This is a genomic window from Galbibacter sp. PAP.153 (assembly GCF_037029175.1).
In the GTDB taxonomy this organism is placed as follows: Bacteria; Bacteroidota; Bacteroidia; order Flavobacteriales; family Flavobacteriaceae; genus Galbibacter; species Galbibacter pacificus.
Genome location: NZ_JAZEUN010000007.1, coordinates 67,803 through 83,115 on the forward strand (window position 1 = coordinate 67,803; position 15,313 = coordinate 83,115).

Here is a 15,313-nt window from a genome sequence, read left to right on the forward strand (position 1 = left end):
TTTAAAAACAGAAAAATGAGTAAGCCCAAAAAGAAGAAAAAAAGAATTCTATTAAAAATAGGTTCCAATACGCTTACAAAAGAATCAGATCAAATATCAAGAGGGAAAATCGAAGATATAGGCCGGCAAATTGCAGCACTGCAAGACGATTACGAGTTTGTAATTGTTAGTTCCGGCGCAAAGGTAGTTGCCAAGCAATTTGTAAACCTGGAAAGCACTTACAGCGAAGACATCAATGTAAAGCAAGCTTTAACATCCATTGGCCAGCCACATTTAATACGTATTTTTCAAGAAAGCTTTAGAGAATTGGGGCTATTGGCATCGCAATGCCTCCTCTCCTATTCTGATTTTGAAAAAGACGTTTCAAAAAAGAATATTGTAAACACCATCAATATATTGGTAGACAACGGTTACATTCCAATTATCAATGAAAACGATACTGTTGCCACCGACGAAATACAATTTGGAGATAACGATAAATTGGCAGCGTTGACCGCGGCACTTTTAAAAGTAGATTTATTGATTATTGCCACTAATACCAACGGTATTTATACCAAAGAATCGTTTAAGGAAGGATCGCCCGAAACTATTGAAGAAGTAAGCGATTTCTCCGACCTTAAAAAAGAAGTGGTAGACGAAGATAAATCTTCGCACGGTACCGGCGGGATGAGCTCGAAAGTGGTTGCTTTGGAGATTGCCAACAAGGCAAATATCGAAACTTGGATTGTAAATGGTCTGGAAGATAATTTTATCTTAAACACCATTAATCAAAATACCGCTTTTACAAAAATTGAATGATTTTTAATATAACAAGCCTATAGATAAAAGCCCAAAAAGTAATTCCATACACTATAAACATGTATAAAAGTTATGCTTTTTGGGCTTTTTTTATGTCATTTCGGAAAAAAATGAAGCCATCAACCAAAAAAAGAATTGTCCTAAAAATTGGATCCAATACCCTGACCCGGGAAACCAACCATATTTCCCGCGGCAAAATAGAAGATATTGCCAGGCAAGTCGCTTCTTTAAAAAACGAATATGAGTTTATTATTGTTAGCTCGGGCGCCATTGCCGCAGCCAAACAATTTGTAAAGTTAGAGGGCAATGGCAAGGAAATTAACGTAAAACAGGCGCTTGCATCCATTGGGCAACTGCATTTAATGCGTATTTATCAGGAAAACTTCAGGGAATTGGGCCTGTATATCTCGCAATGCTTGCTTTCTTATTCCGATTTTAAGAGCAAAACATCCAAAGACAATATTGTAAATACCATCAATATACTTTTACAGAACGATTATGTCCCGATTATAAATGAAAATGATACCGTTGCCACCGATGAAATAAAATTTGGCGACAACGATAAACTGGCCGCCATGACCGCCTCACTTTTAAAAGCCGATTTATTGATTATTGCAACCAACACCTATGGCATATATACCAAAAAATCGATGCAAAATGGAACCCCGGAAACCATTCGGGAAGTTATGGGCTTTGAAAGCTTGATAAAAGAAGTAGCCGAGGGAAAATCATCGCATGGAACGGGAGGAATGAAGTCTAAAGTTGATGCCATTGAAATTGCTGTAAAATCGAACATAGAAACATGGATTGTAAACGGTATGGAAGAGAATTTTATAACCAAAACCGTACTTGGAAATATTCCATACACTAAAATCATAACTAAATAAAAGTATTTATAGTCAATTAATTAAAGATATTAAATTAAAGTATTAATTCATCATTATAAAATTGCAAACCGAATGAAACACTTCCTTGACCTTGAAGATATAAATAACATAGACACCCTTATTTCTGAAGCCATTTCTTTAAAATCCAATCCTTTTTCCTCTAAAAAATTAGGAGAAAATAAAACCATCGGGCTCCTATTTTTCAATTCCAGTTTACGTACGCGTTTAAGTACTCAAAAAGCAGCGCAAAATTTAGGGATGGATGTTATGACCATGAATTTGAATTCGGATAGTTGGGGACTTGAATTTGAAGACGGAAGCGTTATGAATGCCGGTACAGCAGAACATATTAAAGAAGCCGCGGCGGTTATCTCGCAATATGTAGACATTGTTGCTTTAAGGGCCTTTCCTTCACTCACCGATAAAATAAAGGATGAAGAAGAACTGGTTATTAAAAGTTTTCAAAAATACGCTTCGGTTCCCGTGGTAAATATGGAAAGCGCCACGGCGCACCCGTTACAGGCCTTAACAGATGCCATAACCATTACCGAATTTAAACAAAAAAAGCGTCCAAAAGTAGTGTTAACCTGGGCGCCACACCCGAGGGCTTTGCCACATGCCGTGCCAAATTCTTTTGCTAAAATGATGCAGATGATCGATGTCGATTTTTGTATTACCCACCCCGAAGGGTACGAATTGAATCCAAAGATTACTGGAAACGCACCAATTGTATACAATCAAGAGGAAGCCTTAAAAAATGCCAATTTTGTCTATGCCAAAAACTGGAGCAGCTATAAAGATTACGGGCAGATTAAATGTACCGATGAAAGCTGGATGCTTACACTTGACAAAATAAAAACAGCTAAATTCATGCACTGTTTACCGGTAAGGAGGAACGTAGTTGTAGCCGATGAAGTTTTGGACAGCAATCAATCCATCGTTATTCAGCAAGCAAACAACAGAACATATGCTGCACAAGCGGTTTTAAAGGAAATATTGAAAAACGTAGCCGAGTAATAAAGTAGCTAAGTGGCTAAGTGGCTAAGTGGCTAAGTGGCTAAGTGGCTAAGTAAAAATATTCGATTAATTATAGAAATGAAAATGTACAGAGAATTAATTGTTTGACAAAAATGACGTAAGAATGACATGTTGCAGACGTTACATAAAACATTTATTCATTAATACTTTTACTTCAAATTAAAACTTAAAAAAATGAGTGACTTAAATTTATCAAAAAGGGTAAAAGAATTAAGGAATTTAAAAGGAACGACACAGGAACTTTTAGCAGAAAAATCCGGATTAAGCTTAAGGACAATTCAAAGAATAGAAAATGGAGAGACAACTCCGCGGGGAGATTCTTTAAAACGATTAGCAATAGCATTAAATACCACTCCAGACGAAATAATAGATTGGCAAATTCAAGATGACAAAGGGTATATAACGGTAATGGCTTTATCTCCACTTGGGTTTTTATTCTTTCCGTTATTAGGCATTATTATTCCTTTAATTTTTTGGATCCTAAAAAAAGATAAATTAAAGAATGTAAATAAACTGGGGAAAGCTATTCTAAATTTTGAAATAACTTGGTCGGTTCTCCTGTTCACATATTTTATTTTTTTGTTTTCTGGAATGTTTAAAATATTTGGAAGCTTTATAGGGCCCGCAACTATATTAAAGATGTATATCCCAATCATTATCTTGTACGTATATAATATTATTTTAATCTTATTAAACACTTTAAGAGTTTATCAAAATAAGAATTTTAAATTCATCCCTGCAATAAACTTTTTTAAGTAAAGACAACAAGTATTCTATAATTAATAAACATGCATAAAAAATCAAATTCAACTTTCAAACATTACAAACCTTCAACTTTATAAACTTTCAACATACAACACATGAAACTTTCAATCGTAAAAATAGGCGGTAACCTTATAGAAAAAGAAACTGCATTAGAGCAGGTTTTAGAAAACTTCAGTAAGATTGAAGGTCCAAAGATACTGGTTCATGGCGGTGGAAAAATAGCAACACAAATGGCCGAAAAACTAGGTATTGAAACCAAAATGGTAGATGGGCGGAGAATTACAGACCAAGAGACCTTGGATATCATTACCATGGTATATGGCGGTTTGGCAAACAAAACCATTGTTGCCAAGCTGCAAGCCAAAAATTGTAATGCCCTGGGACTTTCGGGCGCCGATTTAAACAGTATAAAATCGGTGAAACGTCCTGTAAAAACACACGATTTTGGTTTTGTGGGCGATATTACCAATGTAAATACCAATATGTTTTCATTACTGCTCAATAACACCATTACTCCCGTTTGCTGCGCTATTTCGCACGACGGCGATGGTCAACTATTCAATACCAATGCCGATACCATTGCCTCGGAAATTGCCATTGCATTGGCAAACGAATTTGAGGCAGAACTGTATTATTGCTTTGAAAAGAAAGGGGTTTTGCGCAGTATTAAAGATGATGATTCGGTAATTACAGATATCAACACAGAAATATACCAAGCATTGATAAAAGAAAACATTATTGCAGACGGAATGCTCCCCAAACTCCACAACTGTTTTCATGCACTCGAAAAAAATGTGCACAAAGTATACATTGGAAGCGTCGATATGCTTGGCAATGAAAAGGAAATAAGAACAACGATTACTTTATAATACATTCTAAATTGAAAATGTCACCCTGAGCCTGTCGAAGGGTTATTGTAAAAAATGCTTCGACAAGCTCAGCATGACAAAGTGAGAATATTTTTTTTCACATAAATACCAAACTAAATCAACTCTGAACAATACAAACATAAGAACTAATAAAATGACCATACTACAACTTACACAAGAAGCCATAGAGCTCTTAAAATCGCTTATACAAACACAATCTTTTTCTTCAGAAGAGGATAAAACTGCTGCATTGATTGAGGCTTGGTTTAATAGGTATAAAATTCCTTTTAAAAGGGAAAACAACAATATTTGGGCCTTTAATGAAGATTATACAGAAGGTAAACCCTTGCTTCTTTTAAATTCGCATCACGATACCGTAAAACCCAATTCGGCATATACCAAAGATCCATTTAATGCACATATCGAAGACGGAAAACTTTTCGGTTTGGGGAGTAACGATGCTGGCGGCTGTCTGGTTTCTTTAATTGCCACATTTACATATTTTTATCAGCAAAAAAATTTAAAGTACAATATAGTAATTGTAGCATCTGCCGAAGAAGAAAGCTCTGGTCCAAACGGACTCAATTCGGTATTAAAGCATCTTCCAGAAATAGAGGTGGCCATTGTGGGCGAACCAACACTTATGAATTTGGCCATTGCCGAAAAAGGCTTGGTAGTTTTTGATGCATTGGTAAAAGGCACCCCCAGCCATGCTGCACACCCGAATAATGACAACGCCATTTACAAAACCATCGAGGTTTTGCAGTGGTTTAAAGATTATAAGTTTGAAAAAGTTTCGGAAGTCCTCGGCCCCGTAAAAATGACCGTCACGCAAATAGAAGCCGGAAATCAACACAACGTAGTGCCCGCCGATGTAAAACTCGTTATCGATGTACGAGTAAACGACAAGTACAGCAATCAGGAAGTATACGAAACCCTAAAAAAATTAGCCCCGTGCGAGGTCACTCCGCGTTCGCTCCGCTTAAATTCGTCTGCCATTCCAAAAGACCATGCCTTGGTAAAAGCAGGAATAGAACTGGGCAGGGAAACCTACGGCTCTCCCACCCTTTCCGATCAGGCAACACTAAGCTGCGCCTCGTTAAAACTTGGTCCCGGCGATTCCACCAGATCACATTCGGCCAACGAGTTTATTTACGTGCAGGAAATTGAAGAAGGCATCGATTTGTATATAAAGTTGCTGGAAAAGGTTCTGTAAAATTTTTTAAATGTCATTAAAATAATTCATAACCGGACTTATTTTAATAGTTGGAAAATTAAAAGTAAACACACACCATAACAACGTAACTTCGTAACTTCGCATTTCAATATTAAAACTTTATAAACTTTCAACTTTACAAACTATACAACATACAACACATGAAACTTTGGGAAAAAGGCTTTTCTACAGATAAAAAAATAGATATTTTTACGGTCGGATCAGACAGGGAGTTGGATTTGGTCATTGCCAAATACGATGTGCTGGCATCGAAGGCGCATGCCAAAATGCTCCATAAAATCGGGTTGATTACAGAAGACGAAGCAAATCTGCTTGTAAAAGAATTGACCAACATTGGTCAAACCATTGAAAATGGTACATTTAACATTGAAGATAATTTTGAGGACGTACATTCTAAAATTGAATACTTACTTACCGAAAAATTAGGCGATACCGGCAAACGTATCCATACTGCCCGTTCCAGAAACGATCAAGTTTTGGTTGCGGTAAATTTATACCTCAAAAACGAACTCGAACAAATAAAAGCAAGCACCAAAGAACTTTTTGATGTACTCATTAATTTAGCCGATAAATATCAAAATACATTATTGCCCGGGTATACGCACCTTCAAATAGCCATGCCGTCGTCGTTTGGGCTTTGGTTTTCAGCCTATGCCGAAAGTTTGATAGACGATTTATATTTTATTGATGCCGCACATAAAATTGTAGATCAAAATCCGTTGGGAAGTGCAGCCGGTTATGGAAGCTCCTTCCCTATCGACAGAGATTTCACCACTGCCGAGCTCGATTTTGAAACGCTAAAATACAATGTGGTCGCCGCGCAGATGAGCCGGGGAAAATCTGAAAAAAGCACTGCTTTTGGGTTAAGCAGCATTGCTTCTACTTTAGCCAAGTTTTCTATGGACATTTGTTTGTATATGAGTCAGAATTTCGACTTTATCACTTTCCCGAACGAATTAACCACCGGTTCCAGCATCATGCCGCATAAAAAAAATCCGGACGTTTTTGAGCTTATCCGTGGAAAATGCAACAAAATTCAAGCCGTTCCCAATCAACTGGCCATGTTGACCACCAATTTGCCAAGTGGATATCACCGGGACCTTCAATTGACCAAGGAAATTATTGTACCTGCAATTCAGGAGTTAAAATCGTGTTTGGAAATGATGGTTTTTTCCATACAAAACATCATTGTAAAAGATAACATCCTTGACGATAAAAAATATGATTACCTATTTAGTGTAGATACGTTAAACGACCTTGTCCTGAGCGGTGTTCCGTTTCGTGATGCCTACAAACAAATGGGCGAAGCCATAGAAAACGGGACTTTTAAACCTAAAAGGAACATTGCGCATACGCACAAAGGAAGTTTGGGAAATCTTTGCTTGGAAGAAATTAAAGCAAAAATGGAGAAACTTTTTTAAGTACTCAAGATGTATTTTTCTAAAATTAATAGTATAAAATAGCTACATTTTGAGTAATCAACCAATTTAACAGTCATGAAACGTCAAGAAAACCTAAAAGCCTTAAACACAGTGCTTGTTTTTGTATTTATAGCATGTTTTGGTTATCAGGCAAATGCCCAGGCCGCTATTTTTGCTGCTTTGTTTGGCGACAAAGTTGCTTCTGAAAAATTCAATATCAGTATGGAAATTGGTGTTCCGCTAACAAATGTTGGGAACATAGACGGAAACAAACCCAATATTGGCGTAAACTTTGGAATTGCAGGCAATTTAAAAATTAACGATACTTGGTCTGTTAGCCCAACCGCTTATTTTTTATCCAAACGCAGTTTTGATATGGAGTCTTTTTCTCTGAACAGTCCCGATGCGTATTTAAACAATATATATACAGATGTGCCCACCACCATTTCCATGAACTACATCCAGGTGCCCATTTTTGTATATTACAACATCCCCAATTCCAACTTAAGGCTTGGCTTGGCCCCGCAAATGTCGTTTAAACAAAATGTAGATGCCACATTTAGTGCCGATATTGGGGACTTTGAACAATCGGTCGGGATACATGCCAATAATATTGATTATGGATTGGTTGCCAATGTAAGCTATTACCTAAAATACAAAAGAAACGGAAAAGGGCTATACGTAAGCCTGCGTTATGGTCAAGGGTTTACCGATGTTTTTAAGGATTCTTTTATAGACGGAAACAATAAAAGTCATTATTTTTCATTCAATATAAGTTTGCCATTTATTACCGACGAGCTTGCGCAAAAAAATCTGGACGACCAACCAAACAACTAAAGTTTGTTTAAAAAACTCCCCAATTGTTCCTTGTGTTTGGCTTTTAGCTCATCATTGGTGATAATTCCTTTTTTAATTGAAAAATTCTCGTTGAAAGACGGCAAAGAAAACACGTTTTCAACCTTTGCACCAAAACGCGGAAGCATATTTTCGGTAACGGTAATAGATCCAATTGCCCCTCTTTTTCCTGCGGAAGTGCCCATTAAAAAAACATATTTGTCAGCCAAAAACTTCCTATCTACACGAGACAGCCAATCTATTAAATTTTTAAAGTAGGCCGATGGATTGCTGTTGTGTTCATTAACGCTAATTATAACTCCGTCGGCTTCTAAAATATCATCTTTTAATTCAATTAAGGAATTTTTATATCCATTTGCTTTTTCGTCATCTTCGCTAAATAAGGGAAAAGGCATATTGGTCATATTGAGTAACTGAATGTCAAAATCATCAATTAAGGAAACGGTATATTTCACCAATTCGTAATTAATGGAAGTAGAAGAATTACTTCCGGCAAAAGCAATAATTTTTTTCATCTGCTAATATTTTATTGTTTTTAATGGTCAGATGGAATGCCCTCAATTATCATTCCGGTTGGTATCTAAATTTAGCTATGGGCATTTCATAACAACAGGTATTTAATTTGTTTGAACCCGATTAAATATAGCCAACTTTTTTAAATAAATGATTCGGTTTTAATACTTTTGACAAGTATCCATTAATAAGCTTTAATTCATGAAAAATTCTGAAAAACTCACCATAAAAAACTCACATTTAGAAATAAAAATCACCAAAATAGGGGCTGAAATATGCAACATTAAAGACCAAAACGGACAAGAATACATGTGGCAGGGCGATGCAAGCATCTGGGACAGCCATGCGCCGGTACTTTTCCCTATAATTGGTGCCTTAAAAAATGGTTCTTATTTATATGAAGGAAAAAAATACAGTATTCCAAAACACGGTTTTATCCGTAATAATGAAAATCTGTCGGTAACAGACCATCAAGAAAAGAGCATTACTTTTCAATACAAGTATGATGAGGGAACACTAAAGGATTATCCGTTTAAATTTGAGTTTAACATTACTTTTTCCCTAGAAGGAAAAGTACTCCGTATACAGCATGAAATTGTAAACCATGGAAATAATGAAATGTTGTTCTCATTGGGTGGTCATCCGGCATTTAAATGTCCGCTTACCGAAACCGAAAATTATAATGATTACGAACTTCAATTTGAAAAAACAGAAAATAGCGACAGGCATTTAATCAATAATGAAGGCCTGCAAAATGGAAAAACCGCTCCTTTTCTAGAAAACACCGACAAAATACGGTTGCAACACCAACTTTTTAAAAACGACGCCCTTATTTTTAAGGATTTAAAATCTAAGCAAATAAGCTTGGCGCATAAAACCAAGGGTAAAATCCTTACTGTTTCTTATGCCGATTTTGACTATTTGGGAATTTGGGCAAAAACCAACGGAGATTTTGTTTGTATAGAACCATGGCTTGGCATTACGGATAACGAAAATATCGATGGCGATTTTAAAAAGAAAGAAGGGCTTATTAAACTTGAGGGAAATAAAAGCTTTGAGGCAACTTTTTCAATAACAATTCATTAAAAATTTAATTCAGTTTGAACAAAACCAAGAATTCAAGCATTGCTCAAACTGAATTATACTTTAAAAAATATTATCCGCGTATCAATTTCTTGTATTTAATACGTTTTGGCGTTACATCGGCACCAAGGCGTTTACGTTTGTTTTCTTCATAATCAGAAAAACTTCCTTCAAAGAAATAGACTTCCGAGTTTCCTTCAAAAGCAAGAATATGCGTACAGATACGGTCTAAAAACCAACGGTCGTGAGAAATAACCACGGCACAACCTGCAAAATTCTCCAACCCTTCTTCTAAAGCACGAAGGGTATTTACATCCAGGTCGTTGGTAGGCTCATCGAGTAAAAGCACGTTTCCTTCTTCTTTTAAAGTCATGGCCAAATGCAAGCGGTTGCGCTCCCCGCCCGACAAAGCCTCAACTTTTTTGTTCTGTTCGCTTCCGGCAAAATTAAACCGGCTTAAATATGCACGCGTATTTACCTGTTTTCCGCCCATCATGATTAATTCCTGTCCATCGGAAAAGTTATCATAAATGGATTTCGACGGGTCTATATTGGAATGCGATTGGTCCACATAGGCAATTTTGGTGGTCTCTCCCACTTCAAAAGAACCCTTATCGGGGGTTTCTTCGCCCATAATCATTTTAAAAATAGTGGTCTTCCCGGCACCATTCGGACCTATAATGCCCACAATTCCGGCCTGCGGCAGTTTAAAATTAAGGTCTTCATACAATAATTTATCACCAAAGGCTTTTGAAACCCCTTTTGCTTCAATAACATTGGTTCCCAAACGCGGTCCGTTGGGAATATAAATTTCCAACTTTTCGTCGAGCTTGTTTTGGTCTTCGTTCAATAATTTATCGTAATTATTTAAACGGGCTTTCTGTTTGGCCTGTCGTCCTTTAGGCGCCATACGTACCCATTCCAGCTCCCGCTCCAATGTTTTTTGGCGTTTGGATGCCTGTTTTTGCTCCTGTGCCAAACGCTTCGATTTTTGGTCCAGCCAAGAAGAATAGTTCCCTTTCCAAGGAATGCCTTCTCCCCTGTCCAATTCCAAAATCCATCCCGCAACGTTATCCAAAAAATAACGGTCGTGCGTTACGGCAATTACCGTTCCACTGTATTGTTGCAAATGCTGCTCCAACCACAATACCGATTCGGCATCCAAATGGTTGGTAGGCTCATCCAGTAGTAAAATATCGGGTTGTTTCAATAGCAATCTACATAAAGCCACGCGCCTGCGTTCCCCACCAGAAAGTACTTTAATGGGCGTATCTGGCTCGGGTGTGCGTAAGGCATCCATGGCAATTTCCAGCTTTGTGTCCAGTTCCCAAGCATTGGTAGCATCGATTTTGTCTTGCAGTTCGGCTTGTTTGTCCATTAGTTTTTGCATCTTATCGGCATCTTCATATATTTCCGGCAGGCCAAACATATCGTTAATTTTATTGTATTCATCAAGAATGGCAACCGTTTCGCCCACGCCTTCTTTTACAATTTCAATAACGGTCTTGGTCTCGTCCAACTGAGGTTCCTGCGCCAAGTAGCCCACGGAATATCCCGAAGAGAACACTACATCGCCTTGATAATTTTTTTCTTCGCCTGCAATAATCCTCAACAAAGTGGATTTACCGGAACCATTTAAACCGAGTATCCCGATTTTGGCTCCATAGAAAAAGCTTAAATAAATATCCTTTAAAACTTGTTTATTGGAACTTTGGTATGTTTTTGATACTCCCGACATGGAGAATATCACCTTTTTATCGTCTGACATATATTCTTTTTTTGGTATTTGATATGTGTTTTAGGTATTGGCTTGGGGTGTTGCTTTGGTTATTTTAAACCCTTCCTTTTAGGGCATTAAATACCCAAGCGATGGCAAAAAAGCCTATTCCAACCGATGCAAAACCATAACCGGCAACTTCATCATATCTAAAAGCGCCCAAGGCTATCAATGCAATTCCAACAATAATCATAATCCACGTAGCCCAGGCTAAAATTGTATTTTTATTCATTCCCATGTACAGTAACTTTTAATAGATTTAAAGGGTTTCATATTTTAGGTTGGCAAATATCGTACAATTTAAGGAAATATTAGATAATTCTATAAAGGTTGATTTTGTATTTTAGCAGAAAATACCAGGAGTTTTAACTATTTTCTTGATTTGACGGACATGAATTACCAAAAACTTCTATATTACAGGAAATACATATTTTAAATGGATTTAAAATTCAATCAGAACGAAGATCACAATAAATTATCGGTTTCGGCATTAAAACAAAAATTGGCAAAGGTACATCTTGGTGGTGGCGAGAAGCGAATTGAAAAATTACACGGTCAAGGTAAACTAACTGCCCGTGAACGTATTGATTACCTACTGGATAAAAATACCAACAACATAGAAATAGGTGCTTTTGCAGGCGATGGCATGTATAAAGAGCACGGCGGGTGCCCTTCGGGCGGGGTTGTTGTAAAAATTGGCTATGTAAGTGGTAAACAGTGCATTGTAGTTGCCAACGATGCCACCGTTAAGGCCGGGGCATGGTTCCCTATTACCGGGAAGAAAAATTTAAGGGCACAGGAAATTGCCATGGAAAACAGGTTGCCCATTATCTATTTGGTTGATAGCGCCGGCGTGTATCTGCCCATGCAGGACGAAATTTTCCCTGATAAAGAACACTTCGGAAGAATTTTTAGGAACAACGCCATAATGAGCAGTATGGGCATTACCCAAATTGCGGCCGTTATGGGAAGTTGTGTTGCCGGGGGTGCTTATTTGCCCATTATGAGCGACGAAGCACTTATTGTTGACAAAACCGGAAGCATTTTTCTGGCAGGAAGCTATTTGGTAAAGGCGGCCATTGGCGAAAACATTGACAATGAAACCTTGGGCGGTGCTACCACCCACTCTGAAATTAGCGGTGTGACCGATTATAAAGCCAAAGACGACAAAGATGCGTTGGATACCATTAAAAATATAATGGATAAAATAGGCGATTTTGATAAAGCGGGATTTAACCGAAAAAAAGCCGTAAAACCACTTGAAAAACAAGAAGATATTTATGGTATTCTGCCCAAAAACCGGACCGAGCAATACGATATGAACGAAATTATCGATCGGTTGGTAGATGCCAATTCGTTTGAAGCATACAAAGACGGCTTTGGAAAAACCATTATTACCGGATATGCACGCATTGATGGCTGGGCAGTGGGGATTGTGGCCAACCAGCGCAAAGTGGTTAAAACAAAGAAAGGCGAATTGCAGTTTGGCGGGGTTATTTACTCCGATTCGGCCGATAAAGCCACGCGTTTTATAGCTAATTGCAATCAAAAAAAGATTCCTTTGGTGTTTTTGCAGGATGTTACCGGATTTATGGTGGGAAGCAAGTCCGAACACGGTGGGATTATTAAAGACGGCGCAAAAATGGTAAATGCCGTTAGTAATTCGGTAGTACCTAAATTCACGGTCGTTGTTGGAAATTCATACGGAGCCGGAAATTATGCCATGTGCGGAAAAGCTTACGACCCGCGATTAATTGTAGCATGGCCAAGTGCCGAACTTGCGGTAATGGGCGGTTCGCAGGCTGCAAAAGTATTATTGCAGATTGAAACTGCTTCATTAAAAAAGAAAGGCGAAGAAATTACCAAAGAAAAAGAAGACGAGCTTTTTAACAACATAAAATCTAAATACGATGCACAAGTTTCACCCTACTATGCCGCTGCCCGTTTATGGACCGATGCCATTATAGATCCGATTGATACCCGGAAATGGATAAGCATGGGCATTGAAGCTGCCAACCACGCCCCTATTGAAAAACCGTTTAATTTAGGGGTTATTCAAACTTGATTATTGTATTTGAAAATAGTGAGAATTAATTTCCAATTCCAAGGTTTTGTACAACCTTGTAGAAAATTAAATTTGTTTACTATAAAGGAAACTTTTATCTTTGTGATAAATAACTGAATGACAGAAAAATTTAAAGTTGAGTTTCTTAAAGAAGTTTTTGAATTTCTTGATGGTATTGACAAAAAGGCTCGGAATAAGATTCTTTTTAATATTGACAAAGCTAAAGTCAATGCCGACAGTTCCCTCTTTAAAAAACTGACCTCGGATATTTGGGAGTTTCGCACTTTGTACAACAAAAAACAGTATCGACTTTTTGCATTTTGGGACAAAACAGAAAATAAAGCAACTATTGTAATTGCAACTCATGGAATCGTTAAAAAAACGCAGAAAACCCCAAAAAAGGAAATTGACAAAGCAACGGAACTAATGAACAAGTACTTCCAATCTAAAAATAGAAAGCGATGAAAACATATTCATTTGATGAAGTAAAAGACAAGTATATAGGAAAAAAAGGAACTATAGAAAGGGATGCGTATGAAAATGAATTGCGGCTTGATTTAATTGGCGAAGCAATTAAACAAGCTCGAAAAGAAAGAAAACTAACCCAAACGCAACTTGGAGAATTGATTGGCGTAAAAAAAGCACAAATCTCTAAAATCGAGAATAATCTAACCGATGCCAGGTTTGAGACTATTTTAAAAGTGTTTCGAGCATTAAATGCAAAAATCAATTTTAACGTAGAACTACTAAACCAAAAAATGGATTTAGCACCCGAATAAAAAATACTACAATCAACAACGTACAGGGACCAAACCTACAAGGTCAAAAAAAGACCTTGCAGGATTTTACATTGTAATTTTATTCAAACTAGCTTCACGGATAACCTTGCCATTTTCGGTTTCAACAAAGGCATCAGTGAAATAGATTTCTTTTGGACATTCGTGTTTTTTTAGCGTTTTGGATTTCTTCAAAGCTTCTTGAAGTGTATCGTCTTTAGGGCCTTCAACCACAAGCACTAATTTTTCTCCAAGTTCCTTATCGGCTATTCCATAGACAAAAAAACGCTGTTCAATAATTCCTGCCATCTTCTTCTCCAACTGTTCCGGGATTAATTTTATACCGCCCGAATTTATAATATTGTCATAACGCCCTTTCCAGTCAAATTCATTGGCATTGATCAATTCAACCAAATCGTTGGTTACAATGGTTTCTTCTGCAATATTTGGAGCATCTATTACCAAACACCCACGCTGGTCCAGCCCAATGGTTATATTGGGCAATATTTTAAAATGTGCTTCTTTAATTTCTTCTTTGTTCCTAAAATTATTGATTTGCTTAGCGGCAATATGGGTAATGGTTTCGGTCATTCCATAAGTTTCGTATACATTGGTATGTTTTTCTTGAACGGCCTCTATTAATTCTTTGGTAACCGGTGCACCACCTACAATGAGCTGTTTTATTTGATTAAGTTTTGGCAACGAATTGTAGACCTGTAATGGTATCATGGCCGAAAAATGGTAATTCGAGTCTATTTCGCGCATGGGATTTAGCGATGGCTCTACCAAGTCTATTTCCAAGCCGAGTATCATGGCGCGCACCAGCATCATTTTTCCGGCAATATATTCGGCGGGAAGGCAATGCAAAGCGGTATCGCCAACAGAAATACCAAAAAAATCTCCCGAAGCAATGGCCGAATTGACCATAAATTGTTTCTGCAACCTGATGTGTTTTGGCGTACCCGTTGAGCCGGAAGTGCGTACATATAAATGGTCCTTATCGTTCAACCAATCCATTAAAAAATCTCCTATGGATTGTTCGTAAGGTTCGCCCTCTTTCACAAAACTATAGGCAACTTCTTTTAAATCTTCACGGTCGTAATAGGTTCCGTTCAGTTTAAATTTTAAATGCACTTTATCAAAAGAAGGTATATTGTCCATTTTTTTTACTCGTTCTTTTATGTTAATAATATCCCGAATAAAATTAAAACGGATTGTTCTTATAAAAA

General features: G+C 37.3%; 16 protein-coding genes. 12 read left to right on the forward strand and 4 right to left on the reverse strand.

The annotated features are described in order from the left end of the window. Positions 1-15: 15 nt before the first annotated feature. The 8 genes from proB (UXI14_RS05775) to UXI14_RS05810 all read left to right on the forward strand — a co-directional run bounded on the left by proB (UXI14_RS05775) (position 16) and on the right by UXI14_RS05810 (position 7,852). Positions 16-798: a glutamate 5-kinase gene (gene proB / locus UXI14_RS05775; RefSeq protein ID WP_277899378.1), complete on the forward strand. Its 783-nt coding sequence runs from the start codon at positions 16-18 to the stop codon at positions 796-798. 110 nt (positions 799-908) lie between these two features. Then, complete coding sequence (proB, locus tag UXI14_RS05780; RefSeq protein ID WP_335965300.1) at positions 909-1,685, forward strand: glutamate 5-kinase; 777 nt, start codon at positions 909-911, stop codon at positions 1,683-1,685. Positions 1,686-1,757: 72 nt separating this feature from the next. After that, the gene (locus UXI14_RS05785) at positions 1,758-2,702 is read left to right on the forward strand and encodes an N-acetylornithine carbamoyltransferase (RefSeq protein WP_335965301.1); all 945 of its coding nucleotides are present in this window, start codon (positions 1,758-1,760) and stop codon (positions 2,700-2,702) included. Between the two features lie 195 nt (positions 2,703-2,897). Next, on the forward strand, positions 2,898-3,482 hold the full coding sequence (locus UXI14_RS05790; protein WP_335965302.1) for a DUF4870 domain-containing protein: 585 nt from the start codon (positions 2,898-2,900) through the stop codon (positions 3,480-3,482). 101 nt (positions 3,483-3,583) lie between these two features. Next, a complete protein-coding gene (argB, locus tag UXI14_RS05795) occupies positions 3,584-4,357 on the forward strand; it encodes an acetylglutamate kinase (protein WP_335965303.1) in 774 nt (257 codons plus the stop codon). Between the two features lie 154 nt (positions 4,358-4,511). Continuing rightward, positions 4,512-5,573 (forward strand): M20 family metallo-hydrolase, encoded by a 1,062-nt coding sequence (locus UXI14_RS05800; protein ID WP_335965304.1) that lies wholly within the window; start codon positions 4,512-4,514, stop codon positions 5,571-5,573. Between the two features lie 161 nt (positions 5,574-5,734). Continuing rightward, on the forward strand, positions 5,735-7,015 hold the full coding sequence (gene argH, locus UXI14_RS05805) for an argininosuccinate lyase (RefSeq protein ID WP_335965305.1): 1,281 nt from the start codon (positions 5,735-5,737) through the stop codon (positions 7,013-7,015). Between the two features lie 75 nt (positions 7,016-7,090). Continuing rightward, positions 7,091-7,852 (forward strand): porin family protein, encoded by a 762-nt coding sequence (locus UXI14_RS05810; RefSeq protein ID WP_335965306.1) that lies wholly within the window; start codon positions 7,091-7,093, stop codon positions 7,850-7,852. Here UXI14_RS05810 and UXI14_RS05815 read toward each other — a convergent pair. Further along, positions 7,849-8,385: an NAD(P)H-dependent oxidoreductase gene (locus UXI14_RS05815; protein WP_335965308.1), complete on the reverse strand. Its 537-nt coding sequence runs from the start codon at positions 8,383-8,385 to the stop codon at positions 7,849-7,851. The two genes, UXI14_RS05810 and UXI14_RS05815, sit on opposite strands and share 4 nt — an antisense overlap. A 199-nt stretch (positions 8,386-8,584) precedes the next feature. Between UXI14_RS05815 and UXI14_RS05820 the strand changes: the two genes are divergently transcribed. Continuing rightward, a complete protein-coding gene (locus tag UXI14_RS05820) occupies positions 8,585-9,469 on the forward strand; it encodes an aldose 1-epimerase family protein (protein WP_335965309.1) in 885 nt (294 codons plus the stop codon). Between the two features lie 70 nt (positions 9,470-9,539). Here UXI14_RS05820 and ettA read toward each other — a convergent pair whose 3' ends face one another. Together ettA and UXI14_RS05830 are read right to left on the reverse strand one after the other, a co-directional pair. Further along, positions 9,540-11,234 carry an energy-dependent translational throttle protein EttA gene (ettA, locus tag UXI14_RS05825; RefSeq protein WP_335965310.1) on the reverse strand — a complete coding sequence of 565 codons (1,695 nt, stop codon included), beginning with the start codon at positions 11,232-11,234 and terminating at the stop codon, positions 9,540-9,542. A gap of 64 nt (positions 11,235-11,298) precedes the next feature. Continuing rightward, positions 11,299-11,481 (reverse strand): CAL67264 family membrane protein, encoded by a 183-nt coding sequence (locus UXI14_RS05830; RefSeq protein WP_277899389.1) that lies wholly within the window; start codon positions 11,479-11,481, stop codon positions 11,299-11,301. Between the two features lie 198 nt (positions 11,482-11,679). Between UXI14_RS05830 and UXI14_RS05835 the strand changes: the two genes are divergently transcribed. From UXI14_RS05835 to UXI14_RS05845, 3 genes are all read left to right on the forward strand, one after another. Beyond that, complete coding sequence (locus tag UXI14_RS05835; RefSeq protein WP_335965313.1) at positions 11,680-13,308, forward strand: carboxyl transferase domain-containing protein; 1,629 nt, start codon at positions 11,680-11,682, stop codon at positions 13,306-13,308. Positions 13,309-13,425: 117 nt separating this feature from the next. Further along, positions 13,426-13,773 carry a type II toxin-antitoxin system RelE/ParE family toxin gene (locus UXI14_RS05840; protein WP_335965315.1) on the forward strand — a complete coding sequence of 116 codons (348 nt, stop codon included), beginning with the start codon at positions 13,426-13,428 and terminating at the stop codon, positions 13,771-13,773. Next, positions 13,770-14,087, forward strand: coding sequence for a helix-turn-helix transcriptional regulator (locus UXI14_RS05845; protein ID WP_335965317.1), 318 nt, complete (start codon positions 13,770-13,772; stop codon positions 14,085-14,087). Before UXI14_RS05840 ends, UXI14_RS05845 begins: the two co-directional genes overlap by 4 nt. A gap of 66 nt (positions 14,088-14,153) precedes the next feature. On the opposite strand, the gene UXI14_RS05850 is transcribed toward UXI14_RS05845, so the two are convergent. Beyond that, the gene (locus tag UXI14_RS05850) at positions 14,154-15,245 is read right to left on the reverse strand and encodes an AMP-binding protein (RefSeq protein WP_335965318.1); all 1,092 of its coding nucleotides are present in this window, start codon (positions 15,243-15,245) and stop codon (positions 14,154-14,156) included. Positions 15,246-15,313 lie beyond the last annotated feature (68 nt).

Coding starts and splice junctions, on each gene's coding strand:
- UXI14_RS05815 (WP_335965308.1), bottom strand. CDS start 8,385: ATGAAAAAAATTATTGCTTTTGCCGGAAGTAATTCTTCTACTTCCATT.
- UXI14_RS05820 (WP_335965309.1), top strand. CDS start 8,585: ATGAAAAATTCTGAAAAACTCACCATAAAAAACTCACATTTAGAAATA.
- UXI14_RS05845 (WP_335965317.1), top strand. CDS start 13,770: ATGAAAACATATTCATTTGATGAAGTAAAAGACAAGTATATAGGAAAA.
- UXI14_RS05835 (WP_335965313.1), top strand. CDS start 11,680: ATGGATTTAAAATTCAATCAGAACGAAGATCACAATAAATTATCGGTT.
- UXI14_RS05785 (WP_335965301.1), top strand. CDS start 1,758: ATGAAACACTTCCTTGACCTTGAAGATATAAATAACATAGACACCCTT.
- ettA (WP_335965310.1), bottom strand. CDS start 11,234: ATGTCAGACGATAAAAAGGTGATATTCTCCATGTCGGGAGTATCAAAA.
- UXI14_RS05790 (WP_335965302.1), top strand. CDS start 2,898: ATGAGTGACTTAAATTTATCAAAAAGGGTAAAAGAATTAAGGAATTTA.
- argH (WP_335965305.1), top strand. CDS start 5,735: ATGAAACTTTGGGAAAAAGGCTTTTCTACAGATAAAAAAATAGATATT.
- proB (WP_335965300.1), top strand. CDS start 909: ATGAAGCCATCAACCAAAAAAAGAATTGTCCTAAAAATTGGATCCAAT.
- UXI14_RS05840 (WP_335965315.1), top strand. CDS start 13,426: ATGACAGAAAAATTTAAAGTTGAGTTTCTTAAAGAAGTTTTTGAATTT.
- UXI14_RS05800 (WP_335965304.1), top strand. CDS start 4,512: ATGACCATACTACAACTTACACAAGAAGCCATAGAGCTCTTAAAATCG.
- UXI14_RS05830 (WP_277899389.1), bottom strand. CDS start 11,481: ATGGGAATGAATAAAAATACAATTTTAGCCTGGGCTACGTGGATTATG.
- argB (WP_335965303.1), top strand. CDS start 3,584: ATGAAACTTTCAATCGTAAAAATAGGCGGTAACCTTATAGAAAAAGAA.
- proB (WP_277899378.1), top strand. CDS start 16: ATGAGTAAGCCCAAAAAGAAGAAAAAAAGAATTCTATTAAAAATAGGT.
- UXI14_RS05850 (WP_335965318.1), bottom strand. CDS start 15,245: ATGGACAATATACCTTCTTTTGATAAAGTGCATTTAAAATTTAAACTG.
- UXI14_RS05810 (WP_335965306.1), top strand. CDS start 7,091: ATGAAACGTCAAGAAAACCTAAAAGCCTTAAACACAGTGCTTGTTTTT.